This is a genomic window from Brevundimonas sp. GW821-FHT10A07 (assembly GCF_059415785.1).
Genome location: NZ_JBWKNX010000002.1, coordinates 1 through 22946, shown reverse-complemented (window position 1 = coordinate 22946; position 22946 = coordinate 1). Strand labels below are relative to the sequence as shown.

The following is a 22946-nucleotide window of genomic DNA, read 5'->3' as shown; positions in this document are numbered from 1 at the left end:
CGGCTTGGGCTCAGGCGGCCCAGACGGTCCGGGCGTCCTGAGACTGGCTGTCCACACCCGGCTCGCTGATGCGGAAGCGCGACACCAGCTCGGCCAGTTTTTCCGCCTCCTGGCTCAGCGCCTGGTTGGCGGCGGTGGTCTGTTCGACCATGGCGGCGTTCTGCTGGGTCGTCTGGTCCATCTGGTTCACGGCGACATTGATCTCGGCCAGACCCACGGCCTGTTCCTGGGCCGAGGCGGCGATTTCGCCCGCCAGCTGGTTGATCTCGGCCACCTGGTTGATCAGGGCGGTCAGTGCGCCGCCGGTCTGGGACACCAGCCGGGCGCCTTCGCCCACACTGGCGCCCGAGGCGGCGATCAGGCCCTTGATCTCGCGCGCGGCGTCGGCGGAACGCTGGGCCAGGGCGCGCACTTCCGACGCCACGACCGCAAAGCCGCGGCCGGCCTCGCCGGCCCGCGCCGCCTCGACGCCCGCATTCAGGGCCAGAAGATTGGTCTGGAAGGCGATCTCGTCGATGACGCCGATGATCTCGCCGATCCGGCCCGAGGTCGCCTCGATCTCGCCCATGGCGGCGGTGGTGTCGGCGATGATCCGCTCGCGCGTTCCGGCCCCGCCGCGCGCCTGGGCGGTGATCTCGGCGGCGGACCGGGCGCCCTCGGCCGTCTTGCGGACAGTGACGGTGATCTGATCCAGGGCGGCGGCGGTCTGTTCCAGGGCGGCGGCCTGGCGTTCGGTGCGGCGCGACAGGTCGTCGGTGGCCGTCGACACCTCGGCGGTTCCGGCGCGCATCGCCCCGACCAGATCGACGATATCGGCCATGGTGGCGGCCAGGGTGTCGGCGGCGGTGTTGTAGTCGTCCTTCAGCTTGCGGCTGCGCTCGGCGAAGCTGGCGGTGATGCGGTGGTTCAGGTCACCGCGCGCCAGGGCCGCCAGACCCTGGCCCAGGGCCCCGACCACGACGGCGTCTTCCTCGGCCAGGCGTTCGCGCTCGGCCTCGCTGGCGGCGTGGGTGGCGCGGGCGGTTTCGCGCATCGCCTCGGCCTCGGTCTCGGTCGCCTTCTGGCGCACGGCGGCGTCGCGGAAGGCGATGACGGCGCGCGCGATCTGACCGATGTCGTCACCGCGCGAGACCCAGGGGGCGTCGAAGTCGGTGCGGCCCTGACGCAGGGCCTCCATCCGCTCGCACAGGGCCTGCAGCGGCGAGAACATGCGGCGCGAGGCGACCAGACAGCCGCCCACCACCAGCAAGGTGACGACGACGCCGCAGATCAGCAGGCCGGCCATCATATGGTTCACCGAGGCCATGAAGTCGGCCTTGGGAATGCCGACATACAGCACGCCGATGGTCTGGCCGGTGGCGTTCTTGATCGGGTCGTAGGCGACGAAATAGGGCTTGCCCAGGATGTCGGCCTGACCACGATAGGGTTTGCCGGACTTCAGCACCGCGTCATAGACGGGGCCGGGCTTGAGTTTGGTGCCGACAGCGCGCGAACCGTCGTCCTTGACCACATTGGTCGTGACCCGCAGGTCGTCCATGAAGACCGTCGCCGTGCCCCCCACCAGGGCCTTGATCCGATCGACCGGTTCGACGAAGTCGTTCATCGGCGTGGAGCCGACATACAGTCGGCCGTCCCGCGCCGAAAACCCGTCGCCGTAGTCGGCCAGCACGTCCCAGGCGACGCGCATATTGGCCTCCTGGCGTTCGGCGGCGCTGGCCTCTGCATCCCGGGTCAGCAGCACCACGGCCACCGCCAGCAGGATCGCGGTCAGGGCGGCCAGGGCGCCGATCACCATGAGGGCGATCTTGGCCGAAAGGGAAAGCGCGCTGGGTTTCATCGCCGTATCCAGTGGAGGCTTCGGGTCTTCAGTCAAGCATCCCTGACATGAGCAAGGTTAAGAACCTTCCCCGACGGCATACTCTATCTCATCTCGATGTGAGCATTCCCTTGAGCCTGTAGAGGGCCTCCAGCGCCTCGCGCGGGGTCAGGGCGTCGGGGTCCACGGCCCCGAGCGCCGTCTCGACCGGCGAGGGCGCAAGGACCGGCGCCGGTTCCGCCAGGGCGAACAGCGGCAGGTCGTCCAGACGGGCGGTCGCCGCCTTCTCCCCTTCCAGCCGTTCGAGCACGGATCTCGCGCGGGCGACCACGGCGCCCGGCACGCCCGCCAGTTTGGCCACCTGCACCCCATAGGACCGGTCCGCCGCCCCCGGCGCCGCCTCGTGCAGGAAGACGAGATCGCCGTTCCACTCCTTGGCCACCATGGACAGGTTGCAGACATGGTCCAGCCGCGTCTCCAGCTGGGCCAGCTCGTGATAGTGGGTGGCGAACAGGGTGCGCGCCCTATTGGTCTCGTGCAGGGCCTCGGCCGTGGCCCAGGCGATGGCCAGGCCGTCATAGGTCGCCGTGCCGCGCCCGATCTCGTCCAGCACGACGAAACTGCGCGGCGTGGCCTGGGTCAGGATGGCGGCGGTCTCGACCATCTCCATCATGAAGGTGGACCGCCCCCGCGCCAGGTCGTCGCCGGCCCCGACGCGGCTGAACAGCCGGTCCACCACGCCCAGGCGCATCGACCGGGCGGGCACGAAGGCCCCGGCCTGGGCCAGGATCACCAGCAGCGCGTTCTGGCGCAGGAAGGTGGATTTACCGGCCATGTTCGGCCCGGTGACGATGGCCAGGCGGGCGCAATCCGCCCCGGAGCCGTCCAGCCGCGCATTGTTGGGCGTATAGGGATCGCCGGCCGCCTTGACCGCCGCCTCGACCACCGGATGCCGCCCGGCCTCGACGGAGAAGGCCAGGCTGTCGTCCACTACCGGCCGGGTCGCCCCGACCTCCTGCGCCCATTCCGCCAGGGCCGCGTGGGCGTCCAGTTCGGCCAGGGCCTCGGCGACCGCCTGCAGCGGTTGGGCCAGACCGGCGACCTCGCGCCGCCAGGTCTCGAAGGTCTCGGCCTCGATGGCCAGGGCGCGGTGGCCGGCCTGGCTGATCTTGGCGTCCAGCTCCGACAGTTCGACCGTGGTGAACCGCACCTGGCTGGCCAGGGTCTGGCGATGGATGAAGGGGCTGTCCGGCCCGGCCCGCAGCAGGCCTTCCGCCGCCTTGGCCGAGGTCTCGAGGAAATAGCCCAGGACGGCGTTGTGCTTGACCTTGAAGGCCACCCCCGACTCCGCCACGGCCCGCGCCTCCAGATCGGCCACCACCCGGCGGCTGTCGTCGCGCAGGGTGCGGGCCGCGTCCAGTTCGGGGCGATAGTCGGGGCGCACGAAACCGCCGTCGCGCGCCAGGTGGGACGGCTCGTCCACCAGGCCGTCGATCAGATCGGCCTTCAGCCGCGACACCTCGGGCGACAGGCTGAGACGATCCAGGGCCAGGGCGATGCGGCGCGGCTGACCGGTGATCGGATCCACCTGGCCGATGAACAGGCCGGCCACCCCCTCCGCTATGGTCAGGCCGACACGCACCGCCGCCAGATCGCGCGGACCGCCGCGTCCCAAGGCCAGCCGCCCGACCGCGCGGGCGATGTCCGAGGAGGCCTTCAGCCCCTCGCGCAGGTTGCGGCGCAGATCGCGCCGCTCCAGCAGCCATTCGACCGCGTCGAGCTGTTCGTTGATCGCCAGCGGATCGCGCAGCGGCCGGGCGATCCGTTCCGCCAGGGCCCGGGCCCCGCCCGAGGTGACCGTGCGGTCGATACAGGCCAGCAGCGAGCCTTCGCGCTCGCCCCTCTGGGTCCGGTCGATCTCCAGACTGGTCCGCGTCGCCGGATCGATGGCCAGGAAGCCGCTCTCGCCCAGCCGACGCGGCGGCGCCAGGGCCGGGACCTTGCCCGCCTGGGTCGTCTCCAGATAGGCGGCGATCAGCCCCAGAGCCGATATCTCGGCCTCCTCGAAGGCGCCGAACCCGTCCAGGGCCGCCACCCCGTACAGCCGCTCGACCCGCGCCTGGGCCGCCTGGGGCTCGGCGATGGCGCTGGCCAGGGCCTGGACCACGCCGCCGGACCCGTCCAGGGCGTCCCGCGTCGCCGGGTCCGAATAGATCCGGTCCGTGACCAGAACCTCGGACGGCCGGAAGGCGGCCAGGGCCGCGCCCAGGTCCTCCAGCGCACAGGCGACGCTGTCCACGGCGCCGGACGACAGCTCCACCACCGCCACCGCCGCCCGCCCCTTGCGCACCGCCACGGCCGCCAGACGATTGGCGCCCCGCGCATCCAGCAGACTGTCCTCGGTCAGGGTGCCCGGCGTCACCACCCGCACCACGCCGCGATGGACCACGGCCTTGCCGCCGCGCTTCTTGGCCTCGGCGGGATCTTCCAGCTGTTCGCAGATGGCGACCTTGTGGCCCAGGCGGATCAGCCGGGCCAGATAGCCTTCCATCGCATGGACCGGCACCCCGGCCATGGGGATGTCCTCGCCCTGGTGCTTGCCCCGCTTGGTCAGGGTGATGCCCAGGGCGGCGGCCGCCACCTCGGCGTCCTTGAAGAACAGCTCGTAGAAATCCCCCATGCGGAAGAAGAGTATGGCGTCCGGCTGTCCGGCCTTGGCCGTCAGATACTGCGCCATGAAGGGCGTCGCCCCTTCCAGCGAGGCGGCGACTTCAGGCGAATGTTCGGGGGAGGGAAAAGCGGGCGCGTTCATGTGCCGTCAGGGTGACGGATCGCAGCCGACCGCTCAAGCCCGTTAACGGCTCTTGCACAGGCTTGTCACCCCTGCGATAGGCCGTGTCAGGCGGTTAAGGGAACACGGTGAGACACCGTGGCTGTGCCCGCAACTGTAGGCGGCGAGAGCGTCGTCCGTCCGGGGTCTCGACCCCGGCGCCACTGGGTGACTGGGAAGGCGAGGACGGCGGTTTATGACCCGCAAGCCAGGAGATCTGGCCGCCTGACGTCGCTCGTCCGCTGTCCGGGACCAGACAGAGGCGCGGGGACTATTCTCGTCGCAGCGACCCGATCTTGCGCCGTCCGGACCTTTCAGGCCCGGCGGATCGGCTCGCTCATACCGGTTCCTCGCGCGCACTCGCGGAGCCGACATCGGGGATTCTCGCTCAATGAAGCGCTCCATTCTTCTCTCCACGGCGGCCCTGTCCGCCGCCTTCGCCGCGCCCGCCTTCGCCTTTGACGAGGCGACCCAGCTGGACGACGTCGTCATCACCGCCACCCGCATCCCGGCCATCGTCGCCGATACGCCCGGCGCCCGCGTCATCGACGGCAAGACCATCGAACAGCGCGGCGCGATCTTCGCCGCCGACATCCTGTCGGACGTCCCCGGCCTGTCGGTGACCCGTTCCGGCGCCTTCGGCGGCGTGGCTCAGGTCCGCATGCGTGGCGCGACGCCCGGCAAGACCCTGGTCCTGGTCGACGGCGCGCCCGTCAACGACGCGGCCGAGCCCAACGGCGCCTATGACTTCTCCAGCTTCGAGCTGGCCGACATCGAGCGCATCGAAGTGCTCAGCGGCCCGCAGTCGTCGCTGTGGGGATCGGACGCCATCGGCGGCGTGATCGCCTTCACCACCAAGGAGATCGAGGGCCTGCGCGCCGAGGCCGAGGCCGGCAGTTTCGACACCGTGCGCGGCCGCCTGGCCGCCGGCGTCGCCAACGAGACCTATGCCGTCAGCGCCTATGTTTCGCGCTTCGACACCGACGGGATCTCCGCCGCAGACGAGGCCGACGGCAATCCCGAAGCCGACGGTTTCCGCAGCACGACCCTGGGCGCCAAGGGCCGCTACGCCTTCTCGGACCTGGTCAAGGTCGACGGCTCGGTGCGCTGGAACAAGTCAAAGGCCGACCTGGACGGTTTCCCGGCGCCGAACTACGCGCTGGCCGACACCGACGATACGCAGGAAAGCGAGCAATGGTCGGGGTTTGGCCGGGTGGCCGCCAAGGCGTTCGGCCTGAACCATCAGTTCAGCGTCTCGGCGTCGGATCTGGATCGCAGCTCGGTCAGCGACGGCTTCGGCTCGACCTTCACCGGCGACCGCCAAGCCTATCGTTGGCAGGCCAATGGCGCGACACAGGATATCGACTATGCGTTCGGCGTCGAACGCAACGAGGCGTCGGCGGCCCTGTCGTCGGGCCTGTCGCGCGACCTGTCGATCACCTCGGTGTTCGGCGTGGCCCAGTATGACGTCGGCGCACTGAACCTGACCGGGGGGCTGCGTTACGACGACACCGACGATTTCGGATCCAAGACGACGGGTCGGGTTTCGGCGGCCTATGATCTGGCCGGCGGCTTCATCCTGTCGGGCGCCTATGGCACGGGCTTCAAGTCGCCGACGGTCAGCCAGGCGGTCTGCGACTTCTGCTTTGCGCCGCAGCCCTGGCCGGAACTGAAGCCGGAAACGGCCGACAGCGTCGAGATCGCCCTGGGCTGGACCTCGGCCGATGGTCGGTTCGACGGTCGCGCGACCCTGTATCGCCTGAACGTCGAGGACCAGATCACCTATACGGCCGGTCGCTACATCAATGTGGCCAAGACCCGTTCGGACGGGTTCGAGCTGGAAGGCCGTGCGCTGTTGGGCGCCGGCTTCGACCTGACGCTGGCCTATGCCTGGACCGACGCCAAGGACCGCACGACGGGCGCCCGCCTGTTGCGCGTGCCCGAGCACGCCGGTTCGGCGACCCTGGGCTGGACGGGCGACCGGGTCTCGGGCGCGCTGACGGTGCGGGCGGAAGGCGACCAGGACGATTCCGGCGGCTTCTCGACCGTGGCCCGCGAGGGCTTCGTCACGGCCAATCTGAACGCCGCCTACGAATTGACGGACAAGGTCACGCTGACGGCCCGGATCGAGAACCTGGCCGACGAACATTATCAGCAGGTGTTCGGTTACGGAGAGCCGGGGCGGTCCGGCTATGTCGGGGTCAGGCTGCGCTACTGATCCGCGCGCGGGCGTCGGCGGTGAAGGCCGCCGGCGCCTCGAGCGCCAGTTCCGGCCAGCTCAGATCGGGGCCGGGCGCGTGGGCGGCGGCCAGGATGGCGCGCAGTTCGGCCGCCGAGGCCACGCTGGCGACCACCCGGTCCACCGCCTTCAGCGAAAACGCATAGGCCAGGGCCGCCTGCATCGGATCGCAGCGCCGTTCGGCCAGACGCCGGCGCGTCCGCGACAGGGCCTGGGCGTAGTTGGCCAGATGGGTCGGCAATTCATCGCCGATCGCGAACAGAAGCCCGCCGGCGAAGACCGAGGCCAGGTGCACCTCGGCGCCGCCGGCCTTGATCTCGTCCAGCACGCCTTCGGCGGCGGCCCGCTGGTCCAGCAGATTGCAGGAAATCTGAACCACGTCGGCCTCCAGCCGGCGCGCCAGCAGGGCCGGGCCGTCCTCGACCGTGGCGCAGAAGCCGATGCTGCGGAACAGGCCGCGGGTCTTCAGGGATTGCAGCCGGTCCCACAGGGCGCGGCCCTCGGCCCCGGCCAGGTCGGCGGCGTTATTGACCAGCAGGGCCTCGCCGCGCGGCAGGCCCATGCGTTCCAGCGACCGGCGCGCCCGCGCCTCGACCCGATCCAGGCCTTCGCTCAGGGCCACGGTTTGAACCGTCACGCGGAAGGGCGAGGGGAAGGGCCAGGCCTGGCCCAGCAGCCGTTCGCCGTCGCCGCCCGGTTTGGTCGCGATCATTTTCACGCCGGCGTCCGCGCCCGTCTGCAACAGGAAGCGCATGGCGTCCTCGCGCGCGCCCGACGGCGCGGCCATGAACGGATTCAGGGCGCGTCCCGGCTCTGTCACCACGGCGAGAGCCAGGCGATCTATGGGCGAAGGCGCCGAAGGGGTGGCGGGGGAATGCGTCACATTCCCATCTTGCACCTCCAAAGCTTAAAGGAGGTTGAGCGAGACGTTACGCGAGTCTTACCTGGAGATCGTCGGTATGGCGGATCAGGCGTCGGCGTCGGGCTGCCGATCCGGGTGCGCCGCCCCGAAGGCGGGGTGGTCCAGCGCCCGCGCCTCCACCGCCAGAAGCCCCGGCCAGGCTTCCAGCGCCATGTTGAACCGCCGCGCGGAATAGAGCTGCGGCATCAGATAGCAGTCGACTAGGCCCGGCCGGTCGCCGAAACTCCACCCCTGGCCGTGGCGGCCCACCAGGATCTCCAGGGCGTCGAAACCCGGCGCGATCCAGCGCGCGGCCCAGGCGTCCACGGCGGCCTGGTCCGCCCCGAAATCCTCGCGCAACGACCTGAGAACGCGCAGATTGTTCAGCGGATGAATGTCGCAGCCGATCAGGGCGGCCATGGCCCGGACACGGGCCCGGTCGGCCGATCCCTTCGGCAACAGGGCCGGCTCGGGATGAACCTCTTCCAGCCATTCCAGAATGGCCGGGCTCTGGGTGACGACCTGATCCCCGTCCTGCAGGGCCGGCACCATGCCCTGGGGGTTCAGGGCCAGATAATCGGCCGCCTTTTGCTCGCCCTTGCGCAGGTCATGCGTCGCCGTCTCATAGGCCAGGCCCTTGAGGCCCAGGGCGATGCGGACCCGGTAGCTGGCGCCCGAGCGCCAATAGCCGTGGAGGATCATCAGACGATCTTGAAGCTCAGGGGCGCCAGGCCGTCGATGGTCACGACCACCGCGTCGCCGCGCGCCAGGGGTCCGACGCCCGACGGGGTGCCGGTGAAGATCAGGTCGCCCGCCTGGAGCGACCACAGTTTCCCGGCCGCCTCGACGATCTGATCGGGGTTCAGGATCATGTCGTCCAGGGTGCTGGACTGTTTCGTCTCGCCGTTTACGCTCAGGGCGATCACCCCCGCCGGGGCCGGAAGCGGTCCCAGGGTCAGGGCGCCGCAGGGGGCCGACTGGTCGAACCCCTTGGCTGCATCCCACGGCCGCCCGGCCGCCTTCGCCTCGGCCTGAAGATCGCGACGGGTCAGGTCGCAGCCGACCGCCCAGCCCACGATCCGCCCGCCCTCGCCGATGGCCGCCACCAGTTCGGCCTCGAAATGCAGATTGTCCGTCGCCGACGGATAGGCCGGGTCGGCCCCGTCCGACACCAGGGCGTCGCCGGGCTTGGAGAAGAAGAAGGGGGACTGCTTGTCCGGGTCCGACCCCATTTCGCGCGCATGGGCGGCGTAGTTCTGGCCGACGCACAGGATGCGGCGAACCGGGAAGCGCCGGGCGTCGCCGGTGATCGGCAGGGTGGGGGCGGGGCGGGGGGCGAACAGCAGGTCGGTCATTTCCCCAATCTAGAACGGCGAAACGCGCCTGACGAGGCCGGGGATCACGGGTGGGCGAAGGGAACCTCGCGCCGGGTGTAGCGTTCCGAAACGGGGTCCCCTATTCTATTGCCAAGCTTGAAACCGGAGCGCGCACCATGGCCACCACCAAGGCTAGAGAAGACATCAAGGCCGACCTGAAGACCCTCAAGGAGGATCTGAAGATCGGCGCCCGCGAAGAAACCCAGCGTCTGCGCGAAAAGGCCGAGGAGGCCGAGGCCAAGCTGCGGGCCAAGAGCGAGGAAGTGCGCGACCAGGCGCGCGGCTATTACGACACCGCCCGGGTGCGCGGCCGCGAATATTACGACGACGCCGCCGAACGCCTGGACGAGGCCCAGCGCTATATCGTCGAGCGGGTGCAGGAACGTCCGGTCCAGTCGACCGCCATCGCCCTCGGCGTCGGCGTGGTTCTGGGCCTGCTTCTGGCCGGCCGTCGCCGCTGATGTTCAAGGGCATCGTCAAACGCATCGTGGCGACCAGCGTGGCCGCCGCGAGCGTCTTTCTGGCCGTGGTGTTTCTCGGCGTCGCCATCTTCCACGCCATCAGCCTGGTCACGACGCCCCTGGGCGCCTCGGCCATCACCTTCGCCCTGTTCGCCCTGGTCGCCCTGGTCGTCGCACTCGTCTTCCTGAAGGGCAAAAGTCACGACGAGGAGGACGAGGAGGATGCGCCGGACGGTCTGATCGGCAAGCTGATCCATATCGTTCGCGAACGCCCGATCATCGGCGCGGTCGGCGGACTGGGCGCGGCCTTCCTGTTGCTGCGCAATCCGGCCCTGGCCGCGATTGTCGCCAGCATGGTGGCCGAGCGGAAGATGGATCAGGGCGGCTACGCCAAAAGGCGCCGTCGGCGCTGAGGATTCTGCGAAGGCCACGGAACACCCTGCGTCCGTGACCGTTGATCTTCCGACGGGACGAACGGCTGCAAGGCCGCCGTCGGAAACATCAACGCAGGAGAGCTAAACCCATGATTCGCTGGGCAATTATCTTCCTGGTCGTGGCCTTGATCGCAGCCGTTCTCGGCTTCGGCGGCATCGCGAACTTCTCGTTCGAGATCGCCAAATTCATCGCCGTGATCGCCATCATCCTGTTCGTCATCGCCCTCGTGGCCGGCGGACTCCGCGGACGCGGCGCCCCTCGATTATAGGGCTGCCGCTCCGGCGAAATGCAGAAGGGCCGGAACGCGAGTTCCGGCCCTTTTTCTATTGGCGGCGTCGCCCGGGAATAGAGACGCGACGGCTCAGACCGCCGCCTTCTCCAGTTCGCCCGGCCTGTTCGGGCTGGGCGCGGTCGCGGCCTTGCGGGTGTCCTGACGACGCGGCAGCCGCCAGACCTGATGCGGGCTGTAGTCCCGCCCGTCCCAGGCCAGGGCCGTGACCGTGATGGTCCTGGCGTCCCAGTCCACCTGATTGAAGCCCGGCGGCGAGCCCCGCTCGCGGTGCGACAGGGTTCCACAGCCGACAGCGTAGGAGCAGCGGTCCGCCAGATCGATGGGCAAGGCGAAGGGCACATGGACATGGCCCGTCATGATCAGATCCACCCCGGCCTCGGCGAAGATCAGGGCCGCCTCGTCGCCGCGCTTGACGTCGCCGGTCATCGGCGTGCCGATCATCTCGACCAGGGGATGATGACAGGCCAGGATGCGCAACGCCCCAATGGGCGCCTGACGCAGGGCCTCGGCCGCGCGCCGGGTCTGGTCCAGGTCGATGACCCCCTTGGACCAGTTGGGCCGCGCCTGCCAGCCGCGCGCCGTGACGACGCCCCGCACCATCACCGTGTCGTTGCAGAACTGACCGTCGTGAGCCGGAAAACCCGTCGCCGTCTCGAAGGCGCGCCATGGATGGAACAGGCGGGCGACCGGGCTCCAGTAGGGGACGTCGTGATTGCCGACGATGACGAAGCGCGGCTCCGGCATTGCCCGCATCCATTCCCCCGCCGCCCGGAACTCGACCGGATAGCCCTTCTGGGTGATGTCGCCGGTGATCAGAACCAGATCATTGGGCGTGGCGTGGGCGTATTCCAGCGCCGCCGCCACCGCACCCTTGTGCTCGCATCCGAAATGAACGTCCGAAAACTGGAGAACACGCCCCATCAGAGACTGTCCTCGGCCGCGGGGGGCCGGGGCGCAAGGGCGCGGAACGCCTTGGGAATGAATCGCACGGTGGCCTCGGATTTCAACAGGACGGGCTCTCCGTCTATCACGGCGGGAATCTTGGAGCGCGCCCGGACGTCGATCCGCTTGGCCGGGCGAGTCGAGACGGCGGGATCATGGCGCCAGTCGCTGAACAGGGCGTTGGCGGCCAGGCGGAAGGCCTGGCTGGCGTCGGACGGGTCCATCGCCGCGGCTTCCAGCCCGTCCGGCTCTTCCATGGCCTTGGAGATCATCGGGCTGATCAGCACCAGGGCCTCGGCCCGACGCCGGGGGCCGCCGTCCAGACTGAACCTCAACCGACCGGTGAAGGCCCGCTTCAACGCCCGCCGCGCATAGGCCCAGGCCAGTCTCACCTTGCCGGTCCGCATCGCCTCGCGCGCCGGCGCCCACAGGGCCGGCGAGCCCAGGATGGCGGCGCAGTAGAAATATTCCCCCGACACCTCGCCGCCGGACACCGATTGGGGCTCGCCCTCCTCCAGGGCGCGGCGCAGGGCCAGCTTCCAGTCGGCCGTGCCGTACAGGGCCCTGGGCAGCATGTTCATCGTGCCGCCCGGCAGGGGGGCGATCATCGGACCATTCGGCTTGGCCTTCGCCGCCACCGACCGCGCCGTGCCGTCGCCGGCCAGGACGAAGATCACGTCCGGCGCGGCGGCGAAGGCGTCGGCGATGGCCTGGTCGAAATTGCCGGCTTCCAGCACCACGACCTGGGTTTGCAGGTCATAGTCCGCCAGGATCGCCTCGGCCTCGGCCTCGGCGCGCGGGCCGACGCTGCCGGACAAGGGATTGACCAGCATCACCGCCCGGCCCAGCGACGCATGGGGCGTGAGACGACGCGGGGCCTCGTCGCGCGGCTCGCCGGCGTCGGCGTCGGGTTCTGAACTCAGGGTGTCGGTCATGGCCGCCGAACGTTCAGGCGGCCCGCCCGTTCCCGACAAGCGTGACTATTGCTTCAGTTCGTCGCGGGCGGTCGAGGCGCCGGCCTTCAGGGCGTCGCCGGTCCTTTCGGTCGCCTGCCCCGCCTTGTCGGCCGCGACCCCCGCCGCTTCCGGGGCGCGTCCCGCCAGTCTCTGCGCCCCGGTCCAGCCGGTCATGATCCAGCCGTCCATCATCCGGCCCGCCGCCTGGACCGATCCTTCCTTGATGGACAAGACCAGGGTCAGGGCGCCGATCAGGGCCAGCAGGGTCACCAGCAGATTGACCAGCGGCGCGGCCGAGGCCTTGCGCTTCTTGCTGCGCGCCCAGATCGGGCCTTCAGCGCCGGCCGTGGCGCGCGTCACATCAGAAAACCGCATCATTTCCCCCCAAGGACTGCGCAGGCTGACCCACGCCGGTTAAGCATAGTCGTTTCGGTAGAACGACGATAGACAGGGGAACCGGAGCCGTACTCCAGCGTTATCGCCTTCGGGGCGAACCCAGGATAGAGGATTTCATCATGAACAAGGCCATCATCGCGATCGCCGGCGCCGGTCTTTTGGCTTCGGCCTGCGCGAGCGACCCTTACGGCAACTCGAACCAGACCGTGCGCCAGGGCGCCATCGGCGCCGGCCTCGGCGCTGTCGCCGGCGCCGTCATCGGCAACAATGTCGGCGGCGGCAACGCAGCCACCGGCGCCCTGATCGGCGGCGCCCTGGGCGGCGCAGCGGGCGCGATCCGCGGTTCGAGCCAGGACCGCAACAACCAGCAGCGTTACCGCGACAGCCAAGGCCGCACCTACTACTGCTACGACAACCGCCAGGACGAGTGCTACTGGGATAACGGCCAACGCCGTTATTGAGCCGTGACTTCGAACCGGGCCCTGGTCCGGTTCGAGACCGGTTTGAGTTTCGGGAAGGGCGGTTCGTCGTGGACGGGCCGCCTTTTTCGTGCGCAGGACGATGGTGTGACACAGGGGATAGTCATGAAAACGATAACAATTCTGGCTCTGGCTGGCGGGCTGCTGGCGGTGGGGGCCTGTGCGACGCCGATGCGGCGGGATCAGATCGTGACCAGCGGTTCCCTGTGCATGCCGGTGCGGTTCGACATCTATTTCCGCGAGAACGAGGCGCGGCTGACCGACGCGGCCGATCAGGCCATCGATGCGGCGGCGGGCGTGCTGCGCACCTGCGACGTGCGCAGCATCCAGGTGGTGGGTCTGGCGGACGCGACCGGAGCGAGCGAGGCCAATCTGAGCCTGTCGCAGCGCCGCGCGCGGACCGTGGCCCAGGCCCTGAACGCGGCGGGCCTACCGTCGCCGGTGTTCGATGTGGGCGCCGCAGGGGACGCGGGCGCGACCACGGCGGGCGGGGCGGCCGAGCCCCTGCGCCGGCGCACCGAAGTGGTCGTGGACGCCCACCCGCGCCGCTGAAAACTCGGCTGATCGGACACGCTGACAGAGCGGGTCGCAGGGCCTAGAAGCAGGTCATGCGCCCGACCGCCTTCCTGTACGCCCTGCTGTTTTGCCTCAGCCTGTCCATCCTGCCGGGCGTTCCGTCCGTCGCCGAAGCCCAGCCGGTCAGCCGTCCGGCCGAGGCGGCGGCGGCCGTGCCGCCCGGTCCGCGACGGGCCGACAATATCGAGGCGGAACTGGTTCCCCTGTCGCGCTGGGCCGCGCCGGGGTCGACCGTCGTGGTGGCGGTGCATCAGACCATCGCGCCCGGCTGGCACACCTATTGGCGCAATCCCGGCGATTCCGGAGGGCCGACCACCCTGGACTGGCGTCTGCCGGCCGGGGTCAAGGCCGGCGAGATCGTCTGGCCCCTGCCCACGCGCCAGCGGCTGATGAGCCTGGTCAACTACGGCTATTCCGGCGAGGTCTATCTGCCCGTCCCGATCGAGGTTCCGGCCTCGGCCCGGCCGGGAACCACCCTGCCCCTGACCGTCGACGCCCTGTTCCTGGTGTGCAGCGACCAGATGTGCGTGCCGGTGCAGATGAGCCTGCGTCTGGACCTGCCGATCCGCGAAGGGGCCCCGCCGCTGGATCCCGACCACGGCGCCGCCATCCAGGCCGTGCTGGAGGCCGCGCCGCGACCGGCGGGTCTGGACGCCCGCGCCACCCTGCAGAACGGCGTCCTGACCCTGTCGGCGACGGGCGGCCCCCTGGCGGACCTGACGGCCGGCGCGGGCCTGAGCCGGGCCTATTTCTATCCGTTCGAGGGCGGGATCATCGACCACGCCGCCCCCCAGTCGGGCCAGAGCGGCCCGAACGGGCTGAGCCTGACCCTGACCCCCGGCGGCGACCTGACGGCCAAGGGTCTGAACGGTCCGATCTCGGGCGTCCTGGCCACCGACGCCGGCGCCTGGGAGATCACGGCCCAGCCCGGCGCGGTCCTGGCCGGAACCACCGGCGGCAAGGCCCTGTCCGGCGAGGTCGAGACCCCCAGCGCCGGAACCCGGCTCAACCTGGGCCTGATCCTGCAATCGGCCCTGTTCGCCCTGGTCGGCGGCCTGATCCTGAACCTGATGCCCTGCGTCTTTCCCATTCTGGCCATGAAGGCCGCCGCCCTGGCCGCCTCGGCCCATAAGCCGCGCGAGGCGCGGCGCGACGGCCTGTTGTTCCTGGCCGGGGTTCTGGCGACCTTCCTGGTCCTGGCCGGCGTCCTGCTGGCCCTGCGCGCCGGGGGCGAGGCCGTCGGCTGGGGCTTCCAGCTTCAGTCGCCGGCGGTGATCGCGGGCCTGGCCCTGCTGATGCTGGCGGTGGGGCTGAACCTGTCGGGTGTCTTCCATGTCGGCGCCGGACTTCAGGGCGCGGGCGCCGGTCCTCTGTCGCGCCTGCCGGGCGGCGCGGGCGCCTTCTTCACCGGGGTTCTGGCCGTGGTCGTCGCCGCCCCCTGCACCGCCCCCTTCATGGCCGCCGCCCTGGGCGCGGCCCTGCTCATGCCCTGGCCGGCGGCGTTGCTGATCTTCCTGATGCTGGGCCTGGGCCTGGGCCTGCCCTATCTGGCCGTCAGCCTGTCGCCCGGCCTGCTGCGGCGCCTGCCCCGGCCCGGCCCGTGGATGGATCGGCTGAAGGGCCTGCTGGCCTTCCCCATGTACGGCGCGGCCCTGTGGCTGGTCTGGGTCTTCTCGCGTCAGACCGGCGCGGAGGGACTGGCCCTGCTGATGGCGGCCGCCCTGACCACCGCCTTCGCCCTGTGGCTGTTCGGCCTGACCCAGGCCCAGCGCGCCCTGGGCCGATCCGCCCGCCTGTCCGGCGCATCCAGCCTGATCGCGCTCGGGGCCGCCCTGATCCTGGCCGTGATCGCCGGTCGCGCGCCGGTTCTGGGGGCGGCCTCGGTCGCCGAGTCCGGTCCCCTGGCCTCCGCGCCCTGGTCCGCCGAATCCGTCCGCGCCGCCCAGGCCGAAGGCCGTCCGGTCCTGGTCAATTTCACGGCTGACTGGTGCGTGACCTGCAAGATCAACGAGCGCGCCGCCCTGTCTTCGCCCCGCGTCGCCGAGGCCCTGAAGGCGACGAACGCCGTCTATCTGGTCGGCGACTGGACCCGCCGTGACGACGCCATCACCCGCGAACTGGAGCGTCACGGCCGGTCGGGCGTGCCCCTGTATCTGCTCTATCCGGCGAACGGCGGCGAACCGCGCATTCTGCCGCAACTGTTGACCGAAGGCGTGGTCATCGAGGCTCTGAAGGGGACGTGACGGCCTTCGCCGGGTGACGAGGAAGCCTAGACCTCCGGCTGCGGCGGGGCGGTGATGACCTCGACATTGTCGTTCAGCAGATAGGACAGGTCCGACAGGGCGACGGCGCGGTCGGCGGGCGTGGCCGCCGCCTGAACCGCCTGGACCTTTTTCGGCATGTCCTCGGAAATGCCGCGCAGGATGCATTTCAGATCGCCGTCCGTGCCGCGTTCCTTCAGGATCAGGTGGCCCTGCATGTCGAGCGCGGCCAGCTGTTCGGCCTGGGCCTTGAAGCCGGTGAAGGCCTGGCTGGTGAAGAAGTCCGCCTGATCCGCCGCCTTGGCCGCCGCCCAGCCGTCGACCAGAGCCTTCAGCGCGCCGGACCGGGCGACGATGTCGGCGAACAGGGGCTCGGTCGCCACCGACACCGGCGCCCCGACCGCCGCAGGGGGCTGTTCGGCCGCCAGGGCCACGGCGGGATTGGACAGGGCCAGGGCGATCGTGAGAGCAAGGCCGCAGGACATGAGGGTGACTTCCTGTTTCAGCGTCGGCTAGGACGTTGAACCGACATACGCCCGACCCGTAAACGAGTGTTTACCTTCTTCTCTCTCCCAGAGGACGACCGATGACCCGTGACGACGCCTGGACGACCTTCGACCGCACGGCCGCCGAGGCCGGCGCGACCCGTATCGACCAGCAGTTCGCCGCCGATCCCGACCGGCTGGCGCGGATGTCGGTCGAGGCGGCGGGGCTCTATCTGGACCTGTCGAAACAGAGCTGGACCAAGGCCGGCTTCGAAGCCTGTCTGGATCTGGCCCGCGCCTGCGACGTCGAGGGCCGCCGCGCCGCCCTGTTCGCGGGCGAGGCCGTCAATCTGACCGAGGGCCGGGCGGTGCTGCACCCCGCCCTGCGCGCCCCCGCCGGCGCCGACTTCAAGGCCCTGGGCGAACCGGTCTCGGCTGAGGTGGACGCCGTGCGAGCGGACATGAAGACCTATGCCGACGCCGTCCGCTCGGGCGCAGAGGCGGGGGCCACGGGCAAGCGGTTCGAGGCCATCGTCCATGTCGGCATCGGCGGGTCGGACCTGGGCCCGCGCGTGGTCTGGGACGCCCTGCGCCCGCTGGACCCCTCTATCGATCTGCGCTTCGTCGCCAATATCGACCCGCGCGACATGGCCGAGGCCCTGACCGGCCTCGACCCCGAAACCACCCTGGTCGTGGTCGTGTCCAAGACCTTCACCACCCAGGAAACCCTGGCCAACGCCGAGGCCGCCAAGGCCTGGCTGGCCGCCGCCCTGCCGGCCGAGGGCATGACCGAACACTTTATCGGGGTCACCGCCGCGCCTGAAAAGGCGGCCCAATTCGGCTGCGGCCGCACCTTCGCCTTCCGCGACTGGGTCGGCGGCCGCTATTCGCTGTGGTCGGCCGTCAGCCTGTCCTGTGGCATCGCCCTGGGCTGGGACGCCTTCGAGGCCATGCTGGCCGGGGCGGCGGCCATGGACGACCATTTCGTCTCGGCTCCGCTGGAGCAGAACGCCCCGATCCTGCTGGCCCTGGCCCAGGTGTTTAACGTCGACGGTCTGAACCGGCCCGCCCGCACCGTGGCCCCCTACGCCCACGCCCTGCGCCGCCTGCCGTCCTTCCTGCAGCAGCTGGAGATGGAGTCGAACGGCAAGCGGGTGCATCGCGACGGAACCCCCGTCACGCGCCAGACCTGCCCGGTGGTGTTCGGCGAGCCGGGCACCAACGGCCAGCACGCCTTCTTCCAGCAGATCCACCAGGGCCCGCAGATCGTCCCGGCCGAGTTCGTGATCGTCGCCAAAACCCATGCCGACGCGCCGGAATCGCCGCTCTGGTCCAACGCCCTGGCCCAGGGGCAGGCCCTGATGCTGGGCAAGACGACCGAAGCCGCGAAGGCGGAAGGCCTGGCCCAGGGTCTGTCGGAGGAAGAGGCCGCCCGTCTGGCGACCCATCGCACCTTCACCGGCAACCGCCCCTCGACCGCCATCGTTATGGACCGTCTGACGCCCGAGACCCTCGGTGCCCTGCTGGCCCTCTATGAGCACAAGACCTTCGTCGAGGGCGTGATCTGGGACATCAACAGCTTCGACCAATGGGGCGTCGAACTGGGCAAGGTCCTGGCCAAGGCGATCCTGAAGGATGTCCACGCCGGCGGCCCGTCCGCCGATCTGGACCCCTCGACGGCGGGCCTGATGACGCGGTTGATGGGCTGAGGCTCACGCCGGCGCGGCGTCGATCGTCAAGACACGCCGGGGGGATCGTCTCCCGGCCGGCGGCGAGCGGTGCAGAACCACCGGAAACTCCGGCCAGGCCTCCCAGCCCGGCGCCGTGCCCTTCATGACGGCGACATCGCCGGGGTGAAGGGTGCGGACCCGGCGGCGCGTGCTGATGTTGCGCCCGTCCAGATCCTCGCCGATCTCGCCGGCGAAGGCCCATTCCGGCCCCGGCCCCTCATAGGCGACGATCAGGCGCACCGGCACGGCGTCCTGGTGGAAGCGCGGACAGGCGCGCCGGGTCACGGTCTCGCACCGCGCGCGCCAGGCGTCGCATCCGCTGATCGCCGCCACGATCTCCGCCAATCTCTCGATATCCTGGAGAAACCACTCGGGCGCCGCACCCGATAGGGCGATCCAGCGCCCGTCGCACTCGGCGGTGAAGTCGGCCGGGGGCGGGGCGTCGGGCGGCATGGGGCTGGGCCGCGACCAGATCGCCATCCGCACCTGCGGCTCGAACAATGTGGTGAAGACCGTGGGCGCAAGCCCTTGGACGACTGCGCCGACCGCCATGGAGAACCTTGCTGACTGTGTATGTTATACTATAACGTAACTCTCACAATCGCCCGGCTGTGGTCAAGCTCGGCGCAGCATCCGTGGAGCGCCTTCGTGTCCGAGTTCAAGAAACTGCCCGTCACCGTCCTGTCCGGCTTCCTCGGGGCCGGCAAGACGACCCTGCTCAACCACATCTTGGCCAATCGCGACGGTCTGCGGGTGGCGGTGATCGTCAATGACATGAGCGAGGTGAACATCGACGCCGCCCTGGTGCGGGACGGCGGCGGGGCGGACCTGTCGCGGACCGAGGAACGGCTGGTGGAGATGTCCAACGGCTGTATCTGCTGCACCCTGCGCGAGGATCTGCTGACCGAGGTCGGCAAGCTGGCGCGCGAGGGTCGGTTCGACTGCCTGCTGATCGAATCCACCGGGATCTCCGAACCCATGCCGGTCGCCGCCACCTTCGACTTCCGCGACGAGGACGGCTTCAGCCTGTCGGACCTGGCCCGGATCGACACCATGGTCACGGTGGTGGACGCCTTCAACTTCCACCGCGACTATCCCTCGACCGACCGGCTGAAGACCCGCGGTGAACATCTGGGCGAGGACGACGAACGCACGGTCGCCAATTTGCTGATCGACCAGATCGAGTTCGCCGACGTCATCCTGCTGAACAAGTGCGACCTGCTCGACGCTGTGCAACTCGGAACGCTGAAGGCGATGATGACCCAGTTCAATCCCCGCGCCCGGATCCTCGAGGCGGTGCGCGGCGTCGTGCCTCTGGACCAGGTCATCGGCACGGGCCTGTTCGACATGGAGCGGGCGGAACAGGCCGCCGGCTGGTCCCAGGCCCTGCGCGGCGAGGTGACGCCCGAGACCGAGGAATACGGTGTCTCCACCTTCGTCTACAGGGCGCGGCGACCCTTCCACCCCCGACGCTTCTACGACCTGCTCAACCGCGAATGGCCCGGCGTCTGGCGCTCCAAGGGCTTCTTCTGGCTGGCCAGCCGGATGGATTACGTCGGCTCCTGGAGCCAGGCCGGGGCGGTGACGGAGCATGAGTGGGGCGGGCTGTGGTGGGCCTCGGCCCCGCGCGAGCGCTGGCCGGACGACAATCTCGAATGGCTGAAGGCGATCGAGGCGGTCTGGCGTCAGCCGTACGGCGACCGCCGCCAGGAGATCGTCCTGATCGGCAAGGACATGAACCGCGATCTGCTGACCTCGATGTTCGACGCCGCCCTGCTGACCCGGTTCGAGATGGAGCGCGGCCCGAAGGGCTGGGCCAAGCTGGAGGATCCCTTCCCACACTGGGGACCCCGCCAGGACGCGGCGTAACAAAAAAGGGCGCCCCTCAGGACGCCCCTTCCTTATCCGATCCGTCGTCTACCAGCGGCGGTCGTAGCGGTAGTCGCGGCGTTCGTCCCGGCGGTCATAACGCTGGTCCCGACGATAGTCGCGATAGTCGCGGCGCTGCTCCCAGCGCGGGTCGCGGCTGTTGATGCCGTGCTCGCGTTCCCAGTGGCCCCGGTTCCGGTAGCACTGGCCGCCGCGATAATATTCGCAGCCCGAGCCGCGATTGGACGCCACGGCGCCCAGGGCTGCGCCGGCCAGGGCGCCGCCGGCGATATAGCTGCCGTCGCCGTTGCCGTAGAGGGCGCCGGCCAGGCCGCCCACCGCGGCGCCGATCAAGGCGTTGCGGGCGGAGTTGTCTTCCCCGCGATCACGGTCGCGGTAGGACTGGGCCGAGGCAGGGGCGGCCATCAGGGTCATGGTCACGACCGGAGCGGCGACGACGGCGGTGATCTTCAGCATCTTGGACATGGTCGTCTCCTTTTATTTTCGGGCCGGGTTTCGCGCGTCCGGATGTGGACGGGCTCCAGCGTTGAGACGGTTCTGCCAGCCCCCGCTTGAACAGGCCCGGAGCCGGCCGTTCATTTGGGGTTCACCTGTCGCGGAAGTTTCGCACGCCCGATGGGGCGGGTCGCCTTGACGCTGGCCTTGGCTCTGACTAACTCCCGCTCGCGTTAGCACTCTCATCGGTCGGCTGCCAAAGCGGTGATCGAGGGGAGGCTGGCCCACCGTTTTCAAGTCGCCCCCGTCTGGGGGAACACAAGGAGAGAACCGATGGCGTTTCGTCCGCTCGGCGACCGCGTGCTGGTCAAGCGCGTTGAAGAAGAATCCAAGACCAAGGGCGGGATCATCATCCCCGACACCGCCAAGGAAAAGCCGCAGGAAGGCGAAGTCGTCTCCGTCGGCCCCGGCGTTCGTGACGAATCCGGCAAGGTCAACGCTCTGGAACTGAAGGCCGGCGACCGCATCCTGTTCGGCAAGTGGTCGGGCACGGAAGTGAAGATCGACGGCGACGACCTGATCATCATGAAAGAGTCGGACGTCCTCGGCGTCCTGAGCTGACGCTCAGAACGCCAGTGGCGAGTGACGAGTGGCGAGTGACGAGAGGAGCCGATACCGGCTCATTGTCCCGCGACTCTGCACTTCACTCGCCACTCGCCACTCGTCACTAACCACTCATTCAAGGAGCTGCCCGCATGGCCGCTAAAATCGTACAGTTCAACACCGACGCGCGCGACAAGATGCTGCGCGGCGTCAACGTGCTCGCCAACGCCGTCAAGGTGACGCTCGGTCCCAAGGGCCGCAACGTCGTGATCCAGAAGTCCTTCGGCGCCCCGCGCTCGACCAAGGACGGCGTGTCGGTCGCCAAAGAGATCGAGCTGGAAGACGCCTTCGAGAACATGGGCGCCCAGATGATCCGCGAAGTCGCTTCGAAGACGAACGACAAGGCGGGCGACGGCACCACCACCGCAACCGTCCTGGCGCAATCGATCGTGCAGGAAGGCCTCAAGGCCGTCGCCGCCGGCATGAACCCGATGGATCTGAAGCGCGGCATCGACAAGGCCGTCACCGCCGTCCTCGCCGACATCAAGGCCTCGGCCAAGAAGGTCGAGAACAACTCCGAGATCGCCCAGGTCGGCACCATCTCGGCCAACGGCGACGCTGAAGTCGGCGAAATGATCGCCAAGGCCATGGCCAAGGTCGGCAACGAAGGCGTCATCACGGTTGAAGAAGCCAAGACCGCCGAGACCGAGCTGGACGTCGTCGAAGGCATGCAGTTCGACCGCGGCTACCTGAGCCCTTACTTCATCACCAACGCCGACAAGATGGAGGTTCAACTCGAAGAGCCCCTGATCCTGCTGTTCGAGAAGAAGCTGTCGTCGCTGCAGGCCATGCTGCCGATCCTGGAAGCCGTCGTGCAATCGGGCCGTCCGCTGGTGATCATCGCCGAGGACATCGAAGGCGAGGCCCTGGCCACCCTGGTGGTCAACAAGCTGCGGGGCGGCCTGCGCGTCGCCGCCGTCAAGGCTCCGGGCTTCGGCGATCGCCGCAAGGCCATGCTGGAAGACATCGCCATCCTGACCGGCGGCCAGGTCATCTCGGAGGACCTGGGCATCAAGCTTGAGAACGTCACGATCGACATGCTCGGCAAGGCCAAGAAGGTCACGATCACCAAGGACGACACCACCATCGTGGACGGCGTCGGCGGCAAGGAAGAGATCGAGGCCCGCATCGGCCAGATCAAGCGCCAGATCGAGGACACCACCTCGGACTACGACAAGGAAAAGCTGCAGGAACGTCTGGCCAAGCTGGCCGGCGGCGTCGCCGTCATCCGCGTCGGCGGCTCGACCGAAGTCGAAGTGAAGGAAAAGAAGGACCGCGTCGACGACGCCCTGAACGCCACGCGTGCAGCCGTTGAAGAAGGCATCGTCCCCGGCGGCGGCATCGCCCTGCTGAAGGCGACCAAGGCGCTTGACGGCCTGACCGGCGACAACGCCGACCAGACCGCCGGCATCGCCATCATCCGTCGCGCCATCCAGGCCCCGATCCGCCAGATCGTGGAAAACGCCGGCGTCGAAGGCTCGATCGTCGTGGGCAAGGTGCTGGAAAACAGCTCCGCCACCTACGGCTTCAACGCCCAGACGGAAGAGTACGGCGACTTGGTCGCCATGGGCGTGATCGACCCGGCCAAGGTGGTTCGCACCGCCCTGACCGACGCCGCCTCGGTGGCCTCGATCCTGATCACGACCGAAGCGGCCGTCGCCGACGCCCCCAAAAAGGGCGGCTCCTCGGCCCCCGACATGGGTGGAATGGGCGGCATGGGCGGCATGGACTTCTAAGCCCAAGCCAACCCGGCTGAGAATGCAGAAGGGCGGGACCGCAAGGT

General features: G+C 69.3%; 22 protein-coding genes and 1 riboswitch. Of the genes, 11 read left to right on the top strand and 11 right to left on the bottom strand.

Annotation, left to right across the window (positions count from 1 at the left end; translation table 11 throughout):
* Window positions 1-10: 10 nt before the first annotated feature.
* Both AC07NC_RS01555 and mutS read right to left on the bottom strand, forming a co-directional pair.
* Window positions 11-1837 carry a methyl-accepting chemotaxis protein gene (locus AC07NC_RS01555; RefSeq protein ID WP_494568394.1) on the bottom strand — a complete coding sequence of 609 codons (1827 nt, stop codon included), beginning with the start codon at window positions 1835-1837 and terminating at the stop codon, window positions 11-13.
* Window positions 1838-1925: 88 nt separating this feature from the next.
* Window positions 1926-4628 carry a DNA mismatch repair protein MutS gene (gene mutS, locus AC07NC_RS01550; RefSeq protein ID WP_494568393.1) on the bottom strand — a complete coding sequence of 901 codons (2703 nt, stop codon included), beginning with the start codon at window positions 4626-4628 and terminating at the stop codon, window positions 1926-1928.
* 74 nt (window positions 4629-4702) lie between these two features.
* Window positions 4703-4886: riboswitch (cobalamin riboswitch) on the top strand.
* Window positions 4887-5037: 151 nt separating this feature from the next.
* Here mutS and AC07NC_RS01545 point away from each other — a divergent pair.
* Window positions 5038-6864 carry a TonB-dependent receptor plug domain-containing protein gene (locus AC07NC_RS01545; protein WP_494568392.1) on the top strand — a complete coding sequence of 609 codons (1827 nt, stop codon included), beginning with the start codon at window positions 5038-5040 and terminating at the stop codon, window positions 6862-6864.
* On the opposite strand, the gene AC07NC_RS01540 is transcribed toward AC07NC_RS01545, so the two are convergent.
* The 3 genes from AC07NC_RS01540 to AC07NC_RS01530 form a co-directional block, all read right to left on the bottom strand.
* Window positions 6848-7768 carry an aldo/keto reductase gene (locus AC07NC_RS01540; protein ID WP_494568391.1) on the bottom strand — a complete coding sequence of 307 codons (921 nt, stop codon included), beginning with the start codon at window positions 7766-7768 and terminating at the stop codon, window positions 6848-6850. The two genes, AC07NC_RS01545 and AC07NC_RS01540, sit on opposite strands and share 17 nt — an antisense overlap.
* 84 nt (window positions 7769-7852) lie before the next feature.
* The gene (gene maiA / locus AC07NC_RS01535; RefSeq protein WP_494568390.1) at window positions 7853-8488 is read right to left on the bottom strand and encodes a maleylacetoacetate isomerase; all 636 of its coding nucleotides are present in this window, start codon (window positions 8486-8488) and stop codon (window positions 7853-7855) included.
* Window positions 8488-9141, bottom strand: a complete 654-nt coding sequence (locus AC07NC_RS01530) for a fumarylacetoacetate hydrolase family protein (RefSeq protein ID WP_494568389.1) — start codon at window positions 9139-9141, stop codon at window positions 8488-8490. The genes maiA and AC07NC_RS01530 overlap by 1 nt, the downstream gene beginning before the upstream one ends.
* A 137-nt stretch (window positions 9142-9278) precedes the next feature.
* On the opposite strand from AC07NC_RS01530, the gene AC07NC_RS01525 reads away from it, so the two are divergent.
* From AC07NC_RS01525 to AC07NC_RS01515, 3 genes are all read left to right on the top strand, one after another.
* Window positions 9279-9623 (top strand): glycine zipper domain-containing protein, encoded by a 345-nt coding sequence (locus AC07NC_RS01525; RefSeq protein ID WP_008260669.1) that lies wholly within the window; start codon window positions 9279-9281, stop codon window positions 9621-9623.
* Window positions 9623-10036, top strand: a complete 414-nt coding sequence (locus AC07NC_RS01520; RefSeq protein ID WP_494568388.1) for a hypothetical protein — start codon at window positions 9623-9625, stop codon at window positions 10034-10036. Before AC07NC_RS01525 ends, AC07NC_RS01520 begins: the two co-directional genes overlap by 1 nt.
* 110 nt (window positions 10037-10146) lie before the next feature.
* On the top strand, window positions 10147-10326 hold the full coding sequence (locus AC07NC_RS01515) for a DUF1328 domain-containing protein (protein WP_008262305.1): 180 nt from the start codon (window positions 10147-10149) through the stop codon (window positions 10324-10326).
* 93 nt (window positions 10327-10419) lie between these two features.
* Here AC07NC_RS01515 and AC07NC_RS01510 read toward each other — a convergent pair whose 3' ends face one another.
* From AC07NC_RS01510 to AC07NC_RS01500, 3 genes are read right to left on the bottom strand one after another with little or no spacing between them, the layout of a single operon-like run.
* Window positions 10420-11271 carry a metallophosphoesterase family protein gene (locus AC07NC_RS01510; RefSeq protein WP_292150606.1) on the bottom strand — a complete coding sequence of 284 codons (852 nt, stop codon included), beginning with the start codon at window positions 11269-11271 and terminating at the stop codon, window positions 10420-10422.
* Window positions 11271-12227, bottom strand: coding sequence for a diacylglycerol/lipid kinase family protein (locus AC07NC_RS01505; RefSeq protein ID WP_494568387.1), 957 nt, complete (start codon window positions 12225-12227; stop codon window positions 11271-11273). The genes AC07NC_RS01510 and AC07NC_RS01505 overlap by 1 nt, the downstream gene beginning before the upstream one ends.
* A 45-nt stretch (window positions 12228-12272) precedes the next feature.
* Window positions 12273-12623: a hypothetical protein gene (locus tag AC07NC_RS01500; protein ID WP_492072032.1), complete on the bottom strand. Its 351-nt coding sequence runs from the start codon at window positions 12621-12623 to the stop codon at window positions 12273-12275.
* A 140-nt stretch (window positions 12624-12763) separates the two neighbouring features.
* On the opposite strand from AC07NC_RS01500, the gene AC07NC_RS01495 reads away from it, so the two are divergent.
* From AC07NC_RS01495 to AC07NC_RS01485, 3 genes are all read left to right on the top strand, one after another.
* A complete protein-coding gene (locus AC07NC_RS01495) occupies window positions 12764-13105 on the top strand; it encodes a YMGG-like glycine zipper-containing protein (RefSeq protein ID WP_008263428.1) in 342 nt (113 codons plus the stop codon).
* Window positions 13106-13228: 123 nt separating this feature from the next.
* Window positions 13229-13675 carry an OmpA family protein gene (locus tag AC07NC_RS01490; protein WP_490334240.1) on the top strand — a complete coding sequence of 149 codons (447 nt, stop codon included), beginning with the start codon at window positions 13229-13231 and terminating at the stop codon, window positions 13673-13675.
* A gap of 56 nt (window positions 13676-13731) precedes the next feature.
* Window positions 13732-15942: a protein-disulfide reductase DsbD family protein gene (locus tag AC07NC_RS01485; RefSeq protein WP_494568386.1), complete on the top strand. Its 2211-nt coding sequence runs from the start codon at window positions 13732-13734 to the stop codon at window positions 15940-15942.
* Between the two features lie 26 nt (window positions 15943-15968).
* Here AC07NC_RS01485 and AC07NC_RS01480 read toward each other — a convergent pair whose 3' ends face one another.
* Window positions 15969-16445, bottom strand: coding sequence for a hypothetical protein (locus tag AC07NC_RS01480; RefSeq protein WP_008259604.1), 477 nt, complete (start codon window positions 16443-16445; stop codon window positions 15969-15971).
* 101 nt (window positions 16446-16546) lie between these two features.
* On the opposite strand from AC07NC_RS01480, the gene pgi reads away from it, so the two are divergent.
* A complete protein-coding gene (gene pgi / locus AC07NC_RS01475) occupies window positions 16547-18154 on the top strand; it encodes a glucose-6-phosphate isomerase (protein ID WP_494568385.1) in 1608 nt (535 codons plus the stop codon).
* Window positions 18155-18157: 3 nt separating this feature from the next.
* Here the strand turns inward: pgi and AC07NC_RS01470 are convergent, their stop codons facing one another.
* A complete protein-coding gene (locus tag AC07NC_RS01470) occupies window positions 18158-18727 on the bottom strand; it encodes a DUF1826 domain-containing protein (RefSeq protein ID WP_494568384.1) in 570 nt (189 codons plus the stop codon).
* Window positions 18728-18823: 96 nt separating this feature from the next.
* Between AC07NC_RS01470 and zigA the strand changes: the two genes are divergently transcribed.
* Entirely contained in the window at window positions 18824-20044 is a 1221-nt protein-coding gene (zigA, locus tag AC07NC_RS01465) for a zinc metallochaperone GTPase ZigA (protein WP_494568383.1), read from the top strand.
* Window positions 20045-20092: 48 nt separating this feature from the next.
* On the opposite strand, the gene AC07NC_RS01460 is transcribed toward zigA, so the two are convergent.
* Window positions 20093-20530, bottom strand: a complete 438-nt coding sequence (locus AC07NC_RS01460; RefSeq protein WP_494568382.1) for a hypothetical protein — start codon at window positions 20528-20530, stop codon at window positions 20093-20095.
* A gap of 303 nt (window positions 20531-20833) precedes the next feature.
* On the opposite strand from AC07NC_RS01460, the gene groES reads away from it, so the two are divergent.
* Window positions 20834-21121, top strand: coding sequence for a co-chaperone GroES (gene groES / locus AC07NC_RS01455; RefSeq protein ID WP_008259448.1), 288 nt, complete (start codon window positions 20834-20836; stop codon window positions 21119-21121).
* Between the two features lie 134 nt (window positions 21122-21255).
* On the top strand, window positions 21256-22899 hold the full coding sequence (gene groL, locus AC07NC_RS01450; protein WP_008264422.1) for a chaperonin GroEL: 1644 nt from the start codon (window positions 21256-21258) through the stop codon (window positions 22897-22899).
* The last annotated feature ends 47 nt before the right edge of the window (window positions 22900-22946 follow it).

Excerpts from the sequence above, each read along its gene's own strand:
- AC07NC_RS01500 (WP_492072032.1), bottom strand. The coding sequence starts at position 12,623 with ATGCGGTTTTCTGATGTGACGCGCGCCACGGCCGGCGCTGAAGGCCCG.
- AC07NC_RS01480 (WP_008259604.1), bottom strand. The coding sequence starts at position 16,445 with ATGTCCTGCGGCCTTGCTCTCACGATCGCCCTGGCCCTGTCCAATCCC.
- AC07NC_RS01530 (WP_494568389.1), bottom strand. The coding sequence starts at position 9,141 with ATGACCGACCTGCTGTTCGCCCCCCGCCCCGCCCCCACCCTGCCGATC.
- AC07NC_RS01520 (WP_494568388.1), top strand. The coding sequence starts at position 9,623 with ATGTTCAAGGGCATCGTCAAACGCATCGTGGCGACCAGCGTGGCCGCC.
- AC07NC_RS01515 (WP_008262305.1), top strand. The coding sequence starts at position 10,147 with ATGATTCGCTGGGCAATTATCTTCCTGGTCGTGGCCTTGATCGCAGCC.
- AC07NC_RS01545 (WP_494568392.1), top strand. The coding sequence starts at position 5,038 with ATGAAGCGCTCCATTCTTCTCTCCACGGCGGCCCTGTCCGCCGCCTTC.
- mutS (WP_494568393.1), bottom strand. The coding sequence starts at position 4,628 with ATGAACGCGCCCGCTTTTCCCTCCCCCGAACATTCGCCTGAAGTCGCC.
- AC07NC_RS01525 (WP_008260669.1), top strand. The coding sequence starts at position 9,279 with ATGGCCACCACCAAGGCTAGAGAAGACATCAAGGCCGACCTGAAGACC.
- maiA (WP_494568390.1), bottom strand. The coding sequence starts at position 8,488 with ATGATCCTCCACGGCTATTGGCGCTCGGGCGCCAGCTACCGGGTCCGC.
- AC07NC_RS01505 (WP_494568387.1), bottom strand. The coding sequence starts at position 12,227 with ATGACCGACACCCTGAGTTCAGAACCCGACGCCGACGCCGGCGAGCCG.
- AC07NC_RS01555 (WP_494568394.1), bottom strand. The coding sequence starts at position 1,837 with ATGAAACCCAGCGCGCTTTCCCTTTCGGCCAAGATCGCCCTCATGGTG.
- AC07NC_RS01485 (WP_494568386.1), top strand. The coding sequence starts at position 13,732 with ATGCGCCCGACCGCCTTCCTGTACGCCCTGCTGTTTTGCCTCAGCCTG.
- AC07NC_RS01510 (WP_292150606.1), bottom strand. The coding sequence starts at position 11,271 with ATGGGGCGTGTTCTCCAGTTTTCGGACGTTCATTTCGGATGCGAGCAC.
- AC07NC_RS01470 (WP_494568384.1), bottom strand. The coding sequence starts at position 18,727 with ATGGCGGTCGGCGCAGTCGTCCAAGGGCTTGCGCCCACGGTCTTCACC.
- groL (WP_008264422.1), top strand. The coding sequence starts at position 21,256 with ATGGCCGCTAAAATCGTACAGTTCAACACCGACGCGCGCGACAAGATG.
- AC07NC_RS01460 (WP_494568382.1), bottom strand. The coding sequence starts at position 20,530 with ATGTCCAAGATGCTGAAGATCACCGCCGTCGTCGCCGCTCCGGTCGTG.
- AC07NC_RS01490 (WP_490334240.1), top strand. The coding sequence starts at position 13,229 with ATGAAAACGATAACAATTCTGGCTCTGGCTGGCGGGCTGCTGGCGGTG.
- AC07NC_RS01495 (WP_008263428.1), top strand. The coding sequence starts at position 12,764 with ATGAACAAGGCCATCATCGCGATCGCCGGCGCCGGTCTTTTGGCTTCG.
- pgi (WP_494568385.1), top strand. The coding sequence starts at position 16,547 with ATGACCCGTGACGACGCCTGGACGACCTTCGACCGCACGGCCGCCGAG.
- groES (WP_008259448.1), top strand. The coding sequence starts at position 20,834 with ATGGCGTTTCGTCCGCTCGGCGACCGCGTGCTGGTCAAGCGCGTTGAA.